The following is a 20,177-nucleotide window of genomic DNA, read 5'->3' on the forward strand; positions in this document are numbered from 1 at the left end:
TAGAGGGGAATGGGATCAAAATTTACCAGTAACAAGCATTCTCAACTAATGCTGCATTTGGGGGTTTCTCACTTTCTAACGGTTTTATCCAATTGTCATTAATTAAATGTTGAAAACCTGGATCAATTTTCCATCTTCTTCCATAAATGCCAAACAACATTTGTGTTGACCCTCCTAAATGTATCGATTTCTTTCCAATATCTTTTATATATGAAGCCAACGGGAGACCATAGGCACCTGCACCAATAATTGCTATATCAAAATCAGTTTTTTTTATTTCATTTTGCATATAATCTAAGGCATTAAACCAAGTTTCAAATTCAGAATTCCCACCTAGAGATTGTATTGCCGGTAAAGTAATCAAATTGAATTCTGGAAGAATATTTTTGTCCTGAAATAATTTAACACGTTTTTTATATTGTGCATGAATACTTTTGGTAAAAGGATGAATTACTAGTACCTTTTTCCCTTTTAAGTAATAGGACCAGGGATTGCTAGAAAAGTATGGTTCTAAATTTCTAAGTTCAGTTAACTGTGCATTAGGACAAAATTTATTTGCGACTACATCCTCAAAAGGATTAAACCATATTCCAAGTAAATCAATATTTGAACTAGATTTAAAATACAATTTAGCAAATTCATCTAAAGTATTATTATCTGTAGGAAATACACCTGCATTGTTTTTTATGGAATATCTTAATTTGTTCGTATATTTTCTTTTTTTGTAAAAAGTTTTTAATACTTTTAACTCTATACTTCCAAGTCTAGATACCATAAAAGGTTTATCATTTTGTATTAACTCAATAATGTAATCACTTGCCTTAGCATTATCTAAAATAGTTTGATGATAATCAGAAATCTTGGTCTCATATAAATTATGTCTCAACCATTTATAAAAATATGTTTTTTTCAGACTTTCTATTAATTGCTGCTGATTCATTTCTACCCCATTATTGATTTTTTATTTATTTAAAAAGTATCAAATAAATTTCTTATGACTAGATCAGTATTTTTTTGATAATCATCATAATACATTAATTCTTTTACGGACAACTCTTTTCTATTCATGATATCTGCAAGCTGATCAATATTTGCAGCAAACGATTCGGCTTTATCTGCACCGGGTATAAAGTCCAATCCATCATATCCACGTTTAGCAAATGAAGTCATCACAATAGGTATGCCGTAAGAGAGAGCTTCAAGTACTTTAATATTGATGCCTGAACCCCTTCTGATGGGCATTAAAACAATATCAGCTCTCAAATAGTATTCTTCGACTGAAGGAACATTTCTATGTAAATCTACATTAGAATACTTGTTAATTTTTTTAATGAATGCTTTACTTGGATCTCTACCAACAATATCTAGATGATAATTATTTTTATTTTTTAAATATGGAAATACTTCTTCCAAAAACCACTCAAGGGCATCAATATTAGGATACCAGTCTAGACTTCCAACAAATAATAAGTTTATTTTTTCATCGGTATTTTGTTTAATCTCATATGAATTGTGTTCAAAATCAATTAATAATTTATCCATTAAAATATATTTTTTCGGTTTTTTTTCTACAAAATTTAAAAAATCATTTTTATTCAAATATATAATTCGATCCATTTTGGTATGGATATCTTCAACGTATGCTTTCAAAAATCTTGCTTGTTTCTTGATGAGATATTTCACTAATGGAATTCTTTCTTTTTCCGCTCTTTCAAAGAATATATCTGCTTCATTATTATGTTCGATCAAGATGTTTTTAAACTTGTTTGATGAAAAAAACAAAGAAGATCGTAGATGATCCCATACAATATATTCAGCATTTAAATCCAAATTTAAAAAATCTGTCAAATCTTTTTCTATCTGTTTATTATACGTTTTTACTTTCAAGTACATTTTATTCAAAAAAAGACTTTTTAAAATCTTAAACAATGAATGACTATTATCAAATTGCACTGTTTTAAATGACTTACTTATCTTTTTTATCTTTAAAATTTCATCTTTAGTATACGCACTTCCCTCATTAAGATTATATAAATGAATATCATAGATCTTTGAAAGCCGCTTTAAAATATTAAATGTTAATACTTTATCACCGGAGTTGAGAGGAAGTAATCTCCGTGATGTTACATAAATAATTGATTTCAATACTGCTTACCTCACTTTCTAAAGATAGAACTCATTTCAACGTACCTAAAATTGAAATATACTATCCAGGCTTTGGATCATTTCCATCTGAATCCCCATTTTTCATTTATCAATTTCTTACTTAACAATAAAATATATCTTATCAGATAAATGAAATAGATTTTACAATTTTTCAATACTTGCAAGAATCCAAAATTTCTTTTTGTCAAATAGATATATTCTTTAACATTCACTAACAAAAAAGTTGAGGAGAGCCCTTCACAATCATACTTCACAAATGGTTTATGAATATAAAGAATGTCTTTATCCTCCACATTTTTGACGATATCAATGACCCATTGATAGTCTGCTTTGATTTTATAGGTTAAATCAAAATTTGGTATATGATTATTTTTCACGAATAATGACTGATGATTCATTTGAAAACGAGATTTTAAATGTCTATTATTAAGATATGGAATAGCGTGCGCCTCGTAATACATATCTTTACTATTTACATTAATCCAGTCCCCATAAATCAATTTGAAGTGATGATTGTTCTTATTATAAAAAATATCTCCAACAGTATCATTAGAATAAAATGTGTCTTCTGCATTTAAAAAGTTTATCCATTCACCTGAGGCAAGCCTCAATCCTTTGTTCATAGCATCATATACACCTTTATCAGGCTCACTGATCCATCTATTGATGTGTTTTTCATACTCTTTGATGACATTCACTGTACCATCTGTTGATCCACCATCAATGATAATAAACTCTATATTTTTATATGTTTGACCAATAACACTTTCTATTGTTTTACGAAGTGATCTTTCATCATTATATACAACAGTTATGATACTTACAAGCGGATAATCATTACTTTCAGTCAAAATTTCGTTTCCTATTTTATAAAAATATTTTTTACCGATCCCCTGTTGTCCTATATGTGAATAATCTAGAATAAATATGTCACTATATTTATTCTATCACTCACACTCTTAATTATACATACACTATTCTACTCTTTTCATTTTCTTTTTCTCCATATATAAATTGTAAAAATAATAAACTCCAATACATCGGATACAAAAAATAGGTCTCTGAGATCAATGTAAAAATAATTGACAGAAATATAGCTATACAGTAGATTTTATTTTTTTCTTGCATACTCAGTAAATAGATACAAATTGATCTATATAAAAAATAAAACATGATGATAAAAACAATTATCCCCACTCTTACAAGAACATCAGTGATACCCACTGTTCTTATTTGGAGAAGTTTATCTGTAGGAGCTAAATCATATCTTGTCTTATCATGTCCTCCCCTACCGATTAATTCGTGTCCTTTCAAATCTTCCATATCTCGTAGTATAGATAAAAATCTTTGTGTATCGTTACTTTTTTGAATACCCATTGTCTGCGCGAATTTTATTTGTCTTTCAATTTTTTCACCTAGAAAATCAAAAGAGTTATATGCATAGATTCCTATAAGTATTACAACTGTAGTCATACTTGCTTTGAAAACAATATTTTTAAATTTTTCATAATAAATAAGAAATAAGAAAATAAATATGGTCATATATGCCGTTGTGGAGATAGTTGTAAATATGGTTAAAAGAAACACAATATTTTTTTTAGTCATTTTTACGGACTCTCTAAAAAAATTAAATACATATGCTATGATCAAATATCCGGTATAAGCACCTGGTTCCCAAAATGGTCCACTATTTTTCAAGTATCCCTCTTTATATGTTATATTATAGAAAATGAAACTATCGTGTGGTGAGTGAAGTCTATCAAAAAGAGGTGTAATGCTATGAGTAAAAAATGATGCAATAGAAGGGAACAAAGTAAAGGGAATAAAAAATACAAGAGAGACAATGGCGATATAATATAGTATATTGATATAGTATAGTATAAATTTATCATCCAGTATTTTCACTATAAGATAAGCGGAAAGAACCATGATCAACAATCCAAAATTTGTCACTAGCGAAAAAAATTGAAACTCAAGTGCTTGTAAGAGCGTGATGCCGATGATTAAAATAAAGAAAAATAAAAATCTTACATCAAAACTTTTTCTTCGTAATATAAATATGAGGACTAAAACAGAAAATTCAAGCACTGTTAGTAACTTAGATTTAAAAGCTGGTACTCCGGACATAGCTATAAATAGAGTAAGTATGGAATAATCTGTAAATGTTCTTTTATTAATAATCATTAAAGTTTCCGTATAAACTTAGCTGGATTACCAGCCCAAATTTCATTTTTTGGAATATTTTTGGTCACAACCGAACATGCACCAACAATTGAATTTTCTCCTATATGGACACCCTTCAGGATTGTTACATGTGCACCTATAAATACGTTTTTTTCAATTAAAACACTTTTTTTACAAGCTTTACTTATATCTTCATTTACTTGATTTCTTTCATGAAAATCGAGTGAATGAAAATCGGTATCATATATACACGTATTACCGCCGATCATCACATTGTCTGAAATAGTGATCTCCTTTAAACATACGATAGTGGTTCCGGACATACCAACATTATCCCCTATATGTAAAAAAGCATTTTTATTTACTTTGAAAATACATTGAAAATTTCTACCTACAGGATTACTTTCAATCGTATTGTTCATTTTAAAGTTTCTTCCAATTTTCAATTTACCATGGCGATGTATAAACATTTTGGGTACCCCTGATGATTTTAGCCCGCTAGAAATATCTACGAATTTCATCTTCATTAATACAAAAGTGATCTTTTGTGTTATAAAATCCATAGTACTGACTTTTAAGTATTGCAAAACTCTCATCATCAAGGCATATATCTTCATGCATTCTCACTTATAATAGTATTATACATCTTTACGGTATCGTCTAAGATCTCTCTTGGATTATGTCTATGTCTTGCAATTTTTCTAGATTGTTCAGAAAGTTTTTTTGTTAGATCATCGTCTTGCAAAAGCGTATTAACAGCAAGCTCTATCTCTTTTTCATTTTGACCTATCAAAAGTCCCGTCTTTCTATCTTCAATTAAAGATGCAACACCACCAACATCTGTTGCAATCACAGGAAGACCGGAAAGCTGTGCCTCACATACGCTATTTGGACTATTGTCAATATATGTAGGGTGAACAAGACAAAAGGATTCTTCATATGCTTCTATCATCCCTTCAACATTTTGTAGACCTCGGCAATCTATATTATTGATATCAATATGCATTAAACCATGTTTTTCTATCATGTTCTCAATATCGGTTGATTTACAGTTACCCAGAACAATCAGCTTCAAACCTTTTTCCTGTAAAGAGCTATTAAATGCTTGTAGAAGTTTGTCCAGACCCTTTATCGGACTTTTTCCACCAACAAATAATATATTCTTTTTTTCATCAGAAAAATGATCATCAAAAAAATCGAATCGTATCATTTCCCAAATATTATAAATTTTAGCTTGAGAATTAATGGACTGAATGTAGCCTGAATCCCAGTGAGTTCGACATGAAAAATATGTATATTTAGGCAGATATATTTTTTCATAAAAAGATGATATCTTCCATTCTATATATATTTTTACATTAGATATCATTGGTATCACTTTAATAACTTCATTCATGATACCCTGGATAGAGATCAGTTTTGGAATATCGAGTTTTAATGCCATGACTTCATACTGATGCTCAGTTCCATGAATGTGCAGAAGATCATAATCATGAACGATGGATCTCAAATAATTTCTCATTTTTTTGATACGGAGCTGATACAATGTCAAAATATCCAGCTTTAATTTTGGTGATTTAATATAAATAAGGTGTATTCCTTGATACTCCTTTTTTAGAATTTCACTTTCCAACAGAGAACTATAATTTAAAATAGTTAAATCAATTCCATGATCTACAAGCTCTTTTGCCAAAGTAATAATCCAGGGTGCCGGGTGAGAATCCTTATCATCAATTAAAGGAATAGGTGCCAACCATAAAACTTTCATCACTATACCTTTTTACATAACCTATTCATAATAAATAACTTCACCCTTGTGTTTACTTTATTATGAAATAACATCATTGGAAACTTTAGTATAGATTTTAAATAATATTTTACAACTTGCAACATCATTTTCTCGTGTAAAAACAAACTTGCCAATTGCATATAATGCCTTGCATAGACATATCGTTTGTCCCAAAATGCTAAACGGTCAATATCTTCATGAAATGTCTCCAAAAATAACTGCTGTACTTGCTCAATTTTATAAGGGGAAGGAAAATTATGACCATTGATCTTCAATAAAACTTCCGGACATACATCTATCAAATAATGACGACATACACGTATCAGTATCTCTAGATCTTGATGCCTGGCAAACTTTTCATCAAAGTAATGTATCTCATCTAAAACACTTTTTCTGAAAACCAATGTTGAACTTGCTCCTGGATCAAACTCCAGCATTAAAAGTGCCTTGGTAAGATCTCCTTTGTCATCACGTATGATCTCCACATCCTTATCATGCTCCTGAAGAATATAACTGCAATAGATGACACCAACATCTGTGTCCAATGATTCAAAATATGAAATCTGCTTTTGAAGTTTTTGAGGGAACCATTCATCATCATCATCTAACAATGCAATGTATTTCCCATGTGATGCTTTGATCCCAGTATTACGAGCTGCTGAACCACCTGCATTTTTTTCATGTTTCAGATACATGATTTGATCGTTCCGCAGATAATCCTGTAGTGATTTCTCAGTATGATCTCTATGTTCACTATTACTATCATTGTCATCAACAATAATAATTTCAACATTATCATACGTTTGATTTAAAACCGATTCGATAGCACGCCTAAGTAAATGACTTCTACCATGCGTAGGAATAATAACTGAAACCAAAGGATTTTTCTTTAACATTTTTACTCTTTATGACAATTATGCATATAAATTTATCTAACAACTCAAATCAAAAGTTCCTAATTTATATACAAAACTTAATTTAATTATCTACAATGACTGCCTCTCCACTGATCATACATGCCAATTTCGTAGAATCCGGAGAGTGCCAGATTCGTACTTCGGCTCCATCCTCCATTTTTTGTATGGTCTTTCCTGTCACATCTTCAGCAACTGATTTACCCAAGTCATCAGTAATTCCACAAGAAGGAACCTTAAGTGTAGCAGAACTATAGTTAGTACTACTGCTACTACTTCCACCACCACATGCATTCAGGAAAAGTCCCATCAATACAGTCAAAGCTATATGTTTTATATATGTATTTTTCATAACGCACCTCCCAATGTTAAATCATTTACGAGCAGTGTCTCAATAAGAAGCACCATATCCGCACCTACACTCACTTTAGTTCCTGCAGCAAATGCAATTGTCACAGTAGAATCATCTCCAGTACCTTGCCTATATCCTGTCACTACTGTGCCATCACTCATCAATTCGATATATAGTTTTGGTTCTGAACCTATCTCTTCAAAAACGATCTTATCATTACCAACTGTTATGTTAAATAAAGTAGGATCCAGTTCCACTCTTGTGTCTCCAACAGTATATATACTACTATTACTATCAGAAGTAACTGTAAACCAGCCTACTACATTAACAGTTCTGCTCACTTGTGCTGCAGCATTCCCTGAAGAATCATTGACATCATAAGTTACGGTATAGACTCCTACTGTGTTGGTATTAACCGGATTCACTGTAACGATACTGCCTGTGAGGTTTCCATCCTCATTGTCTGTTGCTGTTGCTCCTGCATCGATGTAAGTACTTCCTAATCCTAGAGTAATATTCGCATCACCATTCAGTGTAATAACCGGTGCCTGTGTATCAACCACGTTGACTGTTCTAGTCACTTCTGCAACATTTCCTGAAGAATCATTAACATCATAGATTACTGTATAGACTCCTACTGTGTTGGTATCAACACTTGAAGCATTAATCTCGATGCTTGTTGTAAGATTACCATCATAGTTATCAGTTGCTGTTGCTCCAAGTTCACTATATGCTGTACCAACTTCGATAGTAATATTCGTATCACCATTCAGTATAATAACCGGTGCTTGTGTATCGACCACATTCACGGTCCTGTTTGCTTCTGCAGAATTGCCTGCACGGTCACTTACACTATAGTTGACACTGTAAGTACCCAACACCGTTGTATCAACCAGATTAACTGTATTTATACTTCCTGTGATATCACCATCAAGATTGTCTGTAGCAGTTGCACCAGCATCACTGTAAGTAGTATCTACCTCTACATCAACATTGGTGTTACCAGTGATGGTAATGACAGGTGCCGTAGTATCTCCCAATACCTCAGACTCATTACCAGAAAGACCGTTCTGATAGTGTTGTGTAATTTCAAATGGACTCAATGCACTGCCATAAACAGCTATCTCATCTAACATACCATCAAAATAAAAACTTGCAGAACTATTATTAATGAAATAACCTATCGTTACAGGTGTGCTTGCTGCAAATCCACCAGTCGAAGTAAAGTTGAATGAACTCTCCTCAGTACCATCTACATATAAAATCGTATCACCCGTACTTCCTTCTCTAACTGCTGCTATATGGTGCCATGCTCCATCATTAATCGGTGTAGTACTTTTGATCGTTTGATATGCCGCACCTGCACCATCTCGGTCCTGTAATGTAAAGAGTGCTTCCCCTGTACTCTCCATCCCGATCCACCAATGCAGACTGGTCGTCGTACCATCATCCCGTCCAATCATAACTGTAAGAGTACCAGTATGATTTGTTTTTGCCCATAACTCTATCGTAAAATTAGCATCAGCAGGTACATCAAAGGTCGATGCATCTGATACGTTTAGACCATCTTCTGCTCCATCAAAGAGTTGTGCATTTGACACCTGTCCTATAGTAGATATCGGACAAGTACTTCCCGTACATGTAGCATCCACAGCAGAGTAGGAGTCAAGGTAGGTCGTTGTATTATTTCCTTCATCGAGTTTCCAGTAGTGTACCATTTCTAAAGGAAGTAATGATCTATCTCTAACTTTTAGTACATAATTTTGTGTAGCAGTCTCTATACCCTTCATTGCTGTGATATTTACATCAAGGTTAGCAACACTATCTGGCGTCCCACTCACTTCACCATCCACATTGATACTCATCCAGCTTGCAGGCTTACTGATAGTCCAATCAAAAGCATCCACAGGGTCCTTACTCGTATTAGCATCATAGTAGTACAGGACACCTACTTCAGCAAAAGTCACAGGTGCAGTCGTAATCTGCATTGCAGAATCATTATAGTGTGCCTGTATCTCTGTAGCACTCAATACCCTGTTATATACAAATATCTCATCCAATACACCATCAAAATAGAAGCCTGCAGAGCCATCATTAATGAAATAACCTATCGTTACAGGTGTACTTGCTGCAAATCCTCCAGTTGATGTAAAGTTGTATGAAGCCTCTGCACTACCATCTACATATAGAATTGTATCACCCGTACTTCCATCTCTGACTGCTGCAATATGGTGCCAGTCACCATCATTGATCGGTGTAGTACTTTTGATCGTTGGATATGCCGCACCCACACCATCTCTGTCCTGTAATGTAAAGAGTACTTCCCCTGTACTCTCCATACCGATCCACCAATGCAGACTTGTCGTCGTACCGTCATCCCGTCCGATCATAACTTTAAGTGCTCCACTATCAGTCGTTTGTACCCATAATTCTATTGTAAAGTTTGCATCAGCAGGCATATCAAACGTTGCTGTTTCTGTTATGTTTACTTCAGTTGTACCATCAAAGAGTTGTGCTCCATCTTTAATCCCGGCAGAAGGTGATGGACAATTTCCCGTACATGTACCATCGGCACTTCCCATCGCATCAAGGAAAATAGTACCGGTATTCTCATCTAGTGACCAGTGATGAACTTCACCATTCAGTGCAGCATACCAATGCTTTGCCATAAGGTCATAACCGTTCTGATTTGGATGGAAGGGACCCGCCATATCTGTAGTATAATCGATACCTGTTCCACTCTCCATATTGACTATTTGAAGATTGTCACCATTTTCGATACGGGTATTTGCCATCGTTTCAAGAGCATCATTATAAGCAGTGATATTAGCTCTTAAAATGGGATCTGCATCACTTTTTAAATTGATAATACGTGCAAGAAATACTTTGATACTACTATTATAATCATAAATGTTTTGAAGTGTAGTATTGACGTTCGTTACAGATGTATTAAGATCAAGACCTTGATCTATATCATTCGTACCGATATGTAGCAATACAACCTGTGGATCATTATTTATCAAGGTTGCATTTGTTCTTAAAAGAAGGTCTGCTGTGGTCTCATTATTCACACCACTATGATTCGCATCAAATGTAGGATCGATAGTAGTATAATTCTCTCCAGAAGTTTCATCACCAACAAAGTTTAGAGTATGTCCGCTCTCTCTTAGCTTTGTCCACAGTAGACCACGGTAACCCCACTCATCTGCTGGAGTAACACCAGTAACATACCCTTTGGTTATAGAGTCTCCAAACGGCATTATCCTATCTGCTGCTTCAATAAATGATAATGAAGCATATAAACAGAATAAAACTATACTTAACTTTTTTATCAATGACCGAAAATTTAACCATTCCATGTTCATCTCCTATCTGCGTTACAATAAATTATACTCCTACTCACTCTCCAATTCCAATATTATTTTATATCTTTTCAATTCTAACATTATTTTATAAATTTTTAATTATATTAGTAGTAATTAAAAAATATATTTAATTATAAGGTTAAGAAATTTTTTATACATACTTTATTACCGTTTTAAAATAAGCCCCATTTTTTTTAAGATCGCTTTGATTAGACTCTTTATTTCACTTTCTACTTGTTTGGGATTGATTGACTCAGTCATCACTTCAGGCCAAAGTTTTTTCATCGTCAGTTTGAAAAGTAGGTTACTCGGAGCACACCTATATTGTGGATCTATACGTAACATGATATCCAGCAATTGCCTACTATTAAATGGGGTAAATGCTTCTTGAACAATATCAAACTCAAGCTGGTTACGTGCTTGCCAGCTACCCATACGATGTTCCCAATAGAACAGATCATAAATATCATATCCCATACACTTCTCGTCTAATTTGATGTCATCAATCCACTGCATCACTCCCTTCTGAATAAAGTCAATTTCTCTCCATTCATCTTCATATCCCAAAAGATCAGAATCAGGATTTGCTTGATAACGCTGTTTGCCAGTCACCAAAGTATATGAACAGCGTCCTATCTCCGAACAATTTCCTTTGATAGTGATATACTTTTCGGGGTAGTTTTTATGCATAGCATAAGCCATTTCCCCCCAATCATGTAAATGCGGGATATCACTATTTTCAGTATAAACTCTGGCAAAATCTGTATCAAGAGGTATTTTACAATCAATAATGTGATACTCCAATCCCAGCTTGGAAGCAAGTGAAGTAGGTATCTCAATATCATTAGAAATTTCTGTAAGATCTCTAAATTTCAAAGTATAGAACCATATATCTTTTTTTATCTCTTTACACGCACTCAATATCACTCTGGTATCCCAACCTGCAGTCAAAGGTAAAGCCACCTTGAAACGTTTGTGTACTGAGATCATAATTTTGGATAAAAGTTCGGTAAAAATATCCACTGAGGTTTCTAATGGTTGGGAACAAAGAGGTCGCATAGGCCAATATCTCACTTGTGTAGGACTACTAGTATCCAAATAGTGATTTGGGATCAAACTAGATACATTCTCATATAAAGATATCCCTGAGGGAATCCAATGTTCTCTATTGTTTTTGACATATTCTGATGCAAAGTATTGATCATACTCAGAAATTTTATGTATTGGTATAACCATTTCTAACAATAACGGTTGAGAAGCTGCAAAAAAATCTTCACCCTCATTGGCATAAAATAAGGTTCTTAAACCGCATGGATCATGAAAAAACCTATAGTTATCCAAATGCTTCACGAGTAGTACAAAACGTCCTGTCAACTGATAAAGTTTGAGTGGTATCTCCTCTAAATTTGTGATTTTCAGCAGATTAGATAAAATATCATGATTGGTATGTTCTGGTGATGAAGGATCAAGAATATAACCAAGCAGTATAATATCAAGGCCTTCACTTGAAACTCGTGTAAATTCGCAATCAGGATGGACATATAAATAATGGGTGTCTAGATTTTCTACTATCCACGTATCAAGCCCATCACATCTCTTCGGAGTAAATAAAAACTGTCTTCTAAACTTCAAATCATCCATCAAAACTCCTTTTACTTAGTTATTGTTTATTAAGAGTGGCCTGATATCATAAGGACGAACTTGCGTTCTTAATGCATCAAGATGTGCATCAACATTTTCTTTAGTCACCAATACACCAAAATCATTCGGTACTTTGACCGAAGTGTCATAAAATATCCTTGCCATCACTACCGGAGTGAACTCTTCTCTTAAATGCGAACTGTCCCAATAGTTGTCTTTATCCATGCTTATTGTATTAATACCTGTAAAATCTATAAAATCAGTAATCTTTGCTATCTCTTTTTCATAATGTTCATACTCATCAAAATAGCCTGCAGCATAAATGGCATCAAAATGTTCACCTAACATAGGCGGCATATAGACCCATAATCTGATATCATGGTCATGACAATAACGTACAATCTTTTTGAAGTACTCCAAATATTTATCAGAGAATGTATAGTTATAATATATATTATTTTCTTTTCCACCGAAATATTGTCGAAGGTGTTCGTGTATCTCATTATCTAGATCGAGTGTTCCATTTTTGAGTGCTTCGATATAAACAACATGTTTTCTCATACCATTTTCAGGAAGATAGACTGCTGGTTCTTTAATTTTACTTACATCCTGACCCGATATATTGTGTTTGATAAACTTTAGATTTTTAATAAAAGAATCAAAACTAAAATAAACATCAAAGTTATATTCTCTATTTCGACTTTTGATTTTCTCTTCTTTATCAAGATATTCAGTATTGATCATATTATTTTTATTAAAGGAGAGAAAATCAATGCCGTAAACAACATTTTTGATTGTATTAAATTCTAGTGCATAAAGGAAAAGATCATATTGTATCGATGTCACAGAGCGTGGCTGACCTAAACTAAAGGAGTGACCTCCCAAATATCTATCGACAACTTTAGGGTCCATCACTCCTATCCGTGAAGACCCTAATAAAAGTGTATCATAGCCACCATGACTCAATGTAGAGATCTGAAAACGTGTAGTAATGTTTGTATTACTGATCTTGTTTGTATTAATTCCCTCCAAATGAACCATATTATTCAATCCATAACGATCAATAATATAGTTAAATGAAGCTATCAAGGAAACACCAATACATACGATAATAAAGTTGATACGGATCCATTGCATTTTATTCATATTGATCTCCTTTAGAAATTGAAATATAAAAACTCTGATACTTTATTGAGTGACAAAATGCTCACAATGTAAGCGATAGCAGAGAACAATGCTGTACGATAAGACAATTTGAAGTTTTTGGCCATTTCAATGGAGTTTTTAAAGAAAAAAACCAGAATAAGACCAGTAAATAACCAAATAAATGACACAAAATTTGCACTAATATGAGAGGTCCAAAAATGACTGAAACCTATGCCATACTTTTCTAAGAAATGTAGTTTTCCAGAAAGGGCAACGGGGAAATAGATCTGATCTATCGCGATCATTCCTTTTAAAACTTTGATCGCATCATCCCATTCTTTGGCTCTGAAAAAGACCCAGCTGACGTTCACAAAGTTGAAAGTAATGAACCATCCCAGAAGTGCATGCATTCGAAAACCCATCCTCTTCCAAAAACGATGTATCACAAGGGCAAGGCCATGCAGAGCACCCCAAAATACAAAGGTCCATCCAGCGCCATGCCAGATACCTCCAAGTAAAAATGTTATGAACAAATTGGCATAGGTCCTTACCTCACTTTTTCTGTTACCTCCAAGAGGTATATAAAGATAATCTTTCAAAAAGCGTGACAATGTCATATGCCATCGACGCCAAAAATCTTGGATAGAAGTTGCTTTATAGGGAGAATTGAAGTTTATCGGTAATTTAATGTTAAATAAGAGTGCAATCCCTATGGCCATATCGGTATAGCCACTGAAATCAAAATAGAGCTGCAATGTATAACTCAGTGAAGTAAACCAGGCTTCAATCAGATTAAGTACTTCGGCTTTGTCAAATCCATTCGTAGCCCATGTTGCAAAAGTATCAGCGATCACAATTTTTTTGAAAAGACCAATCGAAAAAATAAAAAGTCCTAACGCTATATTATAATAGTTCTTGACCTTATTTCGAATGTTAGCAAATTGCGGCATCATCTCTGCATGATGCACGATTGGACCGGCAATAAGCTGAGGGAAGAATGCAACAAATACTGTATAGTTCAAAAAATCATACTCTTTCGTCTCACTCCTATAACTATCAACCAAATACGCGATCTGTTGGAACGTATAAAAGCTGATAGCCAATGGCAAAGCTAAATGTAGAAGTGGGACATTTGAATCAAAGACCATGTTGAAATTGCGAATGAAGAAATCCGAATATTTGAAATATCCTAACAATGAAAGATTGAAAAACACACCGATGGAAAGTAACGCTTTTTTAGAATACTTCCTTTCATTTTTATCATGATTTGCTAGTTGTCGACCTATCACATAATTAAATAAAATTGAGAGCAGAATAAGTGGTAAATAAACAATATTCCACCAACTATAGAAAAAAAGTGATGCAAAGACCAAAAACCCTTTTGCTACTTCAGTGAGCCGTTTATGATTGAGATAAAAATAAACAAAAAAAGTAATCGGTAAAAAGACAAAGATAAACTCAAAGCTATTAAACAGCATACAACCATCCTTTTATCACAAACTTATTCTATTATATTTTATTCTCCGAAACACAGTTTATACATTCAAATGATCAGCAAGACGTAATGTCATCTGCACAATAGTATAGGTAGGGTTTGCACATCCCCCTGTTGGAAAAACACTCGATCCTGCGATATATAGATTACCAATACCAAATACCTTTGTATTTTTATCAACAACACCCTCTTTGGGAGAATGTGCCATACGTGTCGTACCCATATGGTGAAAACCACCACTTGTATGTTTTGTATCAAATTGTATATTTTTCTGCAACACCCAATCATCGATCTTCACCCGACCCATCCCAGAAGCAGCGAAACTTTTTGCAAAAGGGATGATCGCCTTTTTAGCGGTCTGCATATCATTTTCCACAAATGTCCAATTGACGATAGGTCGTTTCAGCCCAAATCTATCCCTTTCTTCACCCAATGTGACTCTGCTTTTCGGATTCGGTTCTTGTTCTTGAAGTAATAGGAAATATCCTTCGTAATCTTCACAACTGGTGTACTTTTCAACAATATTTCTTGTGATATCCGTAGCACAAATAATACTCTTTAATTTATGCCTGAAGTGTACACTTTTGGAAAAAACGAAAGTATTCGGCGTTACACGAAGAATATAATTTTCCATTTTTTCTTTATCTTGAAATTTTTCAGTGGGTGTCAACACACTTGTAGCATACTGCATTGTTTCGGGTTTTTCTTTGTTGAGGAATGCATCTGCAGCATCATCTTCCAACAGAAAATAAGCAATATGACTATGCGGATGATCAGAAAAGAATCGTCCGACCAAATCATTATCATTGCCAATTCCCTTGGAAAGCTGCTTATTGAAGTTAAGTAATAAACGAGGATTTTCAATCCCTCCTGCTGCAAGGACAAAAGTATCGGCATATGCTTCAAAAACACCTTCTTTATAATTGCGAACCTGAATAGCTGAAACATCTGACAATTCCTCATTCAGCGCCATGTCAGTAAGATTGGCATTGACATAGCAGAATATATTCTTGCTTTTTCTCAACGTATCCTCATATTTTATTTTAAAATTTGTTGGAGGAAAAGAGTACATAAAATCTAATGGTGAAAAATATTCATTAGGTTTTTCCACAACATCGGTCCAACCTTTATAAAAAACATTTTGAGTCTTTGGCGGGAGATCCAAAATTTCTCTGGTCTTTTCATGATATGGATCAAGATCTTTCTTGCTTATTGGCCAACCGCTATACTGAATATATTCCCTTTTTTTAAAATCAGAATCTGTATAAGGATGACATCTCCCTGCCCATAGATTTGAACTGCCTCCCAACCAACGTCCGCCCCTATGTTTTATAGGATATGAGGAATCAAATCCTGTACTTTCTCCCCTATAAAGTTCTTGAGACTCTTCGGAATAATCCATACCTCCGCCCTCAAGCAATAGAACATTAAATTTTGTATCCAATGAAAGTGCTAAGGTTATACCGGCAATACCCGCACCAATAATACATATATCAAAACGTTTATTTTTAAAAGGATCATGGCTGAACATATTCAAATTATACAGCATGAAGATCCTTTTTCTTCAATACCCACCCATTGATCAATACAAAATCATCATACTGGGCAGTGCTGGCTTCCTTGGATTTACATAACCCCATACCTACAAATGGGATCATCATAAAAAAAGATAATATTTTACGTCTTGAAAAATTTATTTCTTTCAATTTCTTGCTAGAGTGTTTGAGATTTTTGCTCATAATTATCTTCCCTCCCCGCTCTGTAAACACTCATTATTCCTGAATGTTCATTCAATATTGATATTATACTATAACATAAAATTATTGTTTTGGCTACTTTTTCAACTCACTAATGATCATTCTTAGATTTCCATAACGATGTGTGATCAATACATAATAGATGCCTATTCCACTTATTATCATGATGATTAACTTGAATATACTAGTGATATATAACATATCGCATCCTTTCCCAATACCATATACTAGAACACCCATAATTGATGAGATAATAAATACCGGGAATAATTCAAGAAGACCACGCTTAACACTTAATTCTATAAGTTCCCAGGAGATTTTTAATACAGGATACAATAAAAGTAGATTCGAAATCAAAAAAGAGAGTGCCACCCCTTCAACCCCAAATGGTATCCCTATTGCAAAAAATGTAACTGTCACAACTGCACTAATTGTGCCAATTTTAAACAATTTATCCGTTGCACCTACTGCCATAAATACTGAACCTGTTGTTGTAACAATAGAACGCAGCATTCCAACAGGTGCTAAGATCATAATAATAATATCCAAACCATGCCATTTATCACCAAATACTACCGGTACCAAAGTTTCTGCGGTGACAATAAGCCCTATCATAGTAGGAAATGAAATAAGCGCTATGGCAAATATGATGCGTAGATACATCTGTCTAAATTTATTTTTGTCATTTTGTATCTTCGCAAAGGCAGGAAAGAGAATACGCAGCAAGACCTGTGAAACGTTTAGTATCGGATAAAGCATTATCTTATAAGCAAGACTATAGATACCCAAAGAATAACTTCCAAGAAATTTACCGATAAGAAAATTATCTGCATTACCTGTAAAGTAATTCACAAAATTGAACATAGAAAGATTCATTGTGTATTTCCAAATACTCATAATATCACTCCATGAAAAATGTACCAAAGGCCTCCATTTTGAATACTTCCAAATCAAAACAATCAATATTAAACTTAATGTAAGTGTTTGTAAAACCAAACTATAAACGCCAAGTCCATAAAATGCTGCACTAATTCCAACAGCCAAACTACCTACAGCGGATACCGTTTGAAAAATCGTAATATGTTTAAAATCCAAATACTTTTCATAATTTGCTTTTTGAACAATACCAAAACTTGTAATGATGAAATTAATTGATAACAATGGTAATAAAATACTGATCTCAGGCATGGAAAAAAAACTGGCTACAGGATAGGAGATCAATAGCAATACGAAAAAGAGACCTACACCTACCATCAGATTGAAATAAAAAATACTTGAAAGAAGTTCATGAGATGGATCTTTTTTTTGTATGATCACAGCACTAGTACCCATGTCTGAAAACATTTCAAGGAAACCTACAAAGATCATCAAAACAGCAAAAATACCAAAATCATCAGGTGACAGTAGCCTTGCATAAACAGTAAGGCTTACGAGACTCAATACCTGTCTGAAAATATTTGCAAAAACAACCCACTTCGTTCCTGATATGACCTTCGCTTTCAAACTCATAAATATAGTCTTTTTAAAAGTTTTCTTATAATGTCATCTCTTAATAATCCTGGATTGAAAATAATCTCTCTACGAACGATTCGTTTAACTCGTTGTGCAAATGCTTTGTCTTCGGCCAAAGCATAATAAAACATGTAAGGTTTTGAATCAAATGTAATTGACTTCGTAATCAGTGCATCTATATCAGTTTTTTTTGTCACCTCTATCAACTGTTTAAAAGCATCATCAAGAGACTCTAAAATAATATCAAGCTTTGTTTCTGTTGCAGTGGAAGCATACGTTCTTACCATAATCATCTCATCCATCATCTCAAATCTAAAGCCTTGAAAAGCACAGTAGATCATACTGGTGATATCTGAAGGAGCCAATCTGTGATTTGCCTGAAGAAAGCCTCCGACTTCAAGCATTCCTTCCCGACTGTAACAGGTTCCTGCTGGTGCAACAGCACCGAACATAAACATGGTCGGTGCATACTCACCAACAATCATTTCATTCACATTAAAGCCTGCTTTTTTAACGATCGGATATGAATCTCGAAAAAGACTGTGTCCCCATAAAATGTATTTTTTAGGATAATTTCTCTGCTTTAATTTTCTGGAAACAGTCTCGACCGCATGATCTTCCAATATATCATCAGCGTGACAAAAAAGGACATATTCTCCATTTGCATACTTTAGACAATTATTATGATTATCCATAATAGGAACACGTTCTTCAAGGGTAACTATTCGAATCTTATTATCATATTCTGCAATAATTTGAGGTGTTGTGTCTGTGCTCGCATCATCAACGATCAGAATCTCATATTGTATATCGGTTTTTTGATTTAAACATGAATCAATTGTTTTACGAATGGAACTTTCATTATTATAAGCGGGGATTGCTATAGTGATTAATGGTTCTTGCATCTTTTTCTTTCCTTTTATACATTTTAGCGATTAAATTGATTACATAATTATGTCCATAGTTTTTTTTCGTATATCCCAATCTATTTTCGAATCTTTATAATTATTCTATCATCATTTGATAAATAACTATCATATATCTATATTAAATATAAAAAGTAAATTATTTTATTTTTTATTAATAATAAATACTATATCATTAATAAAATTTATTATATTCTGCAAAAAGCCAAACTCTCTAAAAAGAGTGGACGGAAAACTATGGGTCTCTAGAGATCGCCAGGTTGCTCAGATTTTAGACTGGAGCAAGACATGCGATTGATTCATATTCTTTTCATTCTTATAATCTCTTTCTCATCTCTTGTAGCTGACATACTGTATAGTGATGATTTCAGCACTGATACAACATCTGAATACAATATAAGTACCTATGCAGGTTTTGGTGGTATTACCTATGATAACAATAACAGCCAAGTCTATGTAGATGTAGGTGACAATAATTATGTAGTGGTCTCTCACTCATTACCTCTATTAAACGAAGGTATATTTACCATTTATTTTTATGCCATTACAAATTATCCAAATAGTGCTGATATGACTCTACGTTTGGAACAAGATGCACAAAACTATTATGAACTGTATAGTACGGATAGACCAGATCTTCATGGCCCCATTGGTATAAAAAAAGTAGTCAATGGTATAGAAGTTGAGAGAAATGACTTTCAAAATGGGTACACGCAAGATAATAACTATACTTTAAATATCAAATTTTCCCCTACTCAGACACTGGTCAATGCTTTCAGTGAATCACTGTTGATTAACAGTACAACTACATCCATCACAGTTAATTCGTTTAGTCTCACATTGGCTCAACAAGATGGCTATCTAGATAATATAATATGGAGTTCATCTTCTAATCCAACAACCAACACTGCACCTCTTGCAGATGCAGGA

At 33.6% G+C, this 20,177-nt stretch carries 17 protein-coding genes and 1 riboswitch; of the genes, 1 reads left to right on the top strand and 16 read right to left on the bottom strand.

Annotation, left to right across the window (positions count from 1 at the left end; translation table 11 throughout):
* Positions 1-22: 22 nt before the first annotated feature.
* The 16 genes from PF327_RS09275 to PF327_RS09350 form a co-directional block, all read right to left on the bottom strand.
* Positions 23-940 carry a hypothetical protein gene (locus tag PF327_RS09275; protein WP_289402290.1) on the bottom strand — a complete coding sequence of 306 codons (918 nt, stop codon included), beginning with the start codon at positions 938-940 and terminating at the stop codon, positions 23-25.
* Between the two features lie 29 nt (positions 941-969).
* On the bottom strand, positions 970-2,145 hold the full coding sequence (locus PF327_RS09280; protein ID WP_289402292.1) for a glycosyltransferase: 1,176 nt from the start codon (positions 2,143-2,145) through the stop codon (positions 970-972).
* A gap of 77 nt (positions 2,146-2,222) precedes the next feature.
* Positions 2,223-3,017, bottom strand: coding sequence for a glycosyltransferase family 2 protein (locus PF327_RS09285; RefSeq protein ID WP_289402293.1), 795 nt, complete (start codon positions 3,015-3,017; stop codon positions 2,223-2,225).
* Positions 3,018-3,129: 112 nt separating this feature from the next.
* Entirely contained in the window at positions 3,130-4,350 is a 1,221-nt protein-coding gene (locus PF327_RS09290) for a hypothetical protein (RefSeq protein WP_289402295.1), read from the bottom strand.
* Positions 4,350-4,967, bottom strand: coding sequence for an acyltransferase (locus tag PF327_RS09295; RefSeq protein ID WP_289402296.1), 618 nt, complete (start codon positions 4,965-4,967; stop codon positions 4,350-4,352). Before PF327_RS09295 ends, PF327_RS09290 begins: the two co-directional genes overlap by 1 nt.
* Complete coding sequence (locus PF327_RS09300; RefSeq protein WP_289402297.1) at positions 4,964-6,118, bottom strand: glycosyltransferase family 4 protein; 1,155 nt, start codon at positions 6,116-6,118, stop codon at positions 4,964-4,966. Before PF327_RS09300 ends, PF327_RS09295 begins: the two co-directional genes overlap by 4 nt.
* 2 nt (positions 6,119-6,120) lie before the next feature.
* Complete coding sequence (locus tag PF327_RS09305) at positions 6,121-7,035, bottom strand: glycosyltransferase family 2 protein (RefSeq protein WP_289402298.1); 915 nt, start codon at positions 7,033-7,035, stop codon at positions 6,121-6,123.
* 82 nt (positions 7,036-7,117) lie between these two features.
* The gene (locus PF327_RS09310) at positions 7,118-7,405 is read right to left on the bottom strand and encodes a hypothetical protein (protein ID WP_289402299.1); all 288 of its coding nucleotides are present in this window, start codon (positions 7,403-7,405) and stop codon (positions 7,118-7,120) included.
* The gene (locus tag PF327_RS09315) at positions 7,402-10,764 is read right to left on the bottom strand and encodes an immunoglobulin-like domain-containing protein (protein WP_289402300.1); all 3,363 of its coding nucleotides are present in this window, start codon (positions 10,762-10,764) and stop codon (positions 7,402-7,404) included. The genes PF327_RS09310 and PF327_RS09315 overlap by 4 nt, the downstream gene beginning before the upstream one ends.
* A gap of 171 nt (positions 10,765-10,935) precedes the next feature.
* Positions 10,936-12,414, bottom strand: a complete 1,479-nt coding sequence (locus tag PF327_RS09320) for an asparagine synthetase B family protein (protein WP_289402301.1) — start codon at positions 12,412-12,414, stop codon at positions 10,936-10,938.
* 12 nt (positions 12,415-12,426) lie between these two features.
* A complete protein-coding gene (locus tag PF327_RS09325) occupies positions 12,427-13,557 on the bottom strand; it encodes a hypothetical protein (RefSeq protein ID WP_289402302.1) in 1,131 nt (376 codons plus the stop codon).
* Between the two features lie 11 nt (positions 13,558-13,568).
* The gene (locus PF327_RS09330; protein WP_289402303.1) at positions 13,569-15,035 is read right to left on the bottom strand and encodes an MBOAT family O-acyltransferase; all 1,467 of its coding nucleotides are present in this window, start codon (positions 15,033-15,035) and stop codon (positions 13,569-13,571) included.
* A gap of 57 nt (positions 15,036-15,092) precedes the next feature.
* Positions 15,093-16,601 (bottom strand): GMC oxidoreductase, encoded by a 1,509-nt coding sequence (locus tag PF327_RS09335; RefSeq protein WP_289402304.1) that lies wholly within the window; start codon positions 16,599-16,601, stop codon positions 15,093-15,095.
* Positions 16,591-16,791, bottom strand: coding sequence for a hypothetical protein (locus tag PF327_RS09340; protein ID WP_289402305.1), 201 nt, complete (start codon positions 16,789-16,791; stop codon positions 16,591-16,593). Before PF327_RS09340 ends, PF327_RS09335 begins: the two co-directional genes overlap by 11 nt.
* A 93-nt stretch (positions 16,792-16,884) precedes the next feature.
* Complete coding sequence (locus tag PF327_RS09345) at positions 16,885-18,318, bottom strand: MOP flippase family protein (RefSeq protein WP_289402306.1); 1,434 nt, start codon at positions 18,316-18,318, stop codon at positions 16,885-16,887.
* On the bottom strand, positions 18,315-19,226 hold the full coding sequence (locus PF327_RS09350; protein WP_289402307.1) for a glycosyltransferase family 2 protein: 912 nt from the start codon (positions 19,224-19,226) through the stop codon (positions 18,315-18,317). Before PF327_RS09350 ends, PF327_RS09345 begins: the two co-directional genes overlap by 4 nt.
* A gap of 215 nt (positions 19,227-19,441) precedes the next feature.
* Positions 19,442-19,515, top strand: a riboswitch (cyclic di-GMP riboswitch).
* 20 nt (positions 19,516-19,535) lie between these two features.
* Between PF327_RS09350 and PF327_RS09355 the strand changes: the two genes are divergently transcribed.
* On the top strand, positions 19,536-20,177 hold a 642-nt coding region (locus tag PF327_RS09355; RefSeq protein WP_289402308.1), incomplete at its 3' end, for a hypothetical protein.

Origin of the sequence: Sulfurovum xiamenensis (assembly GCF_030347995.1) — a bacterium.
In the GTDB taxonomy this organism is placed as follows: domain Bacteria; phylum Campylobacterota; class Campylobacteria; order Campylobacterales; family Sulfurovaceae; genus Sulfurovum; species Sulfurovum xiamenensis.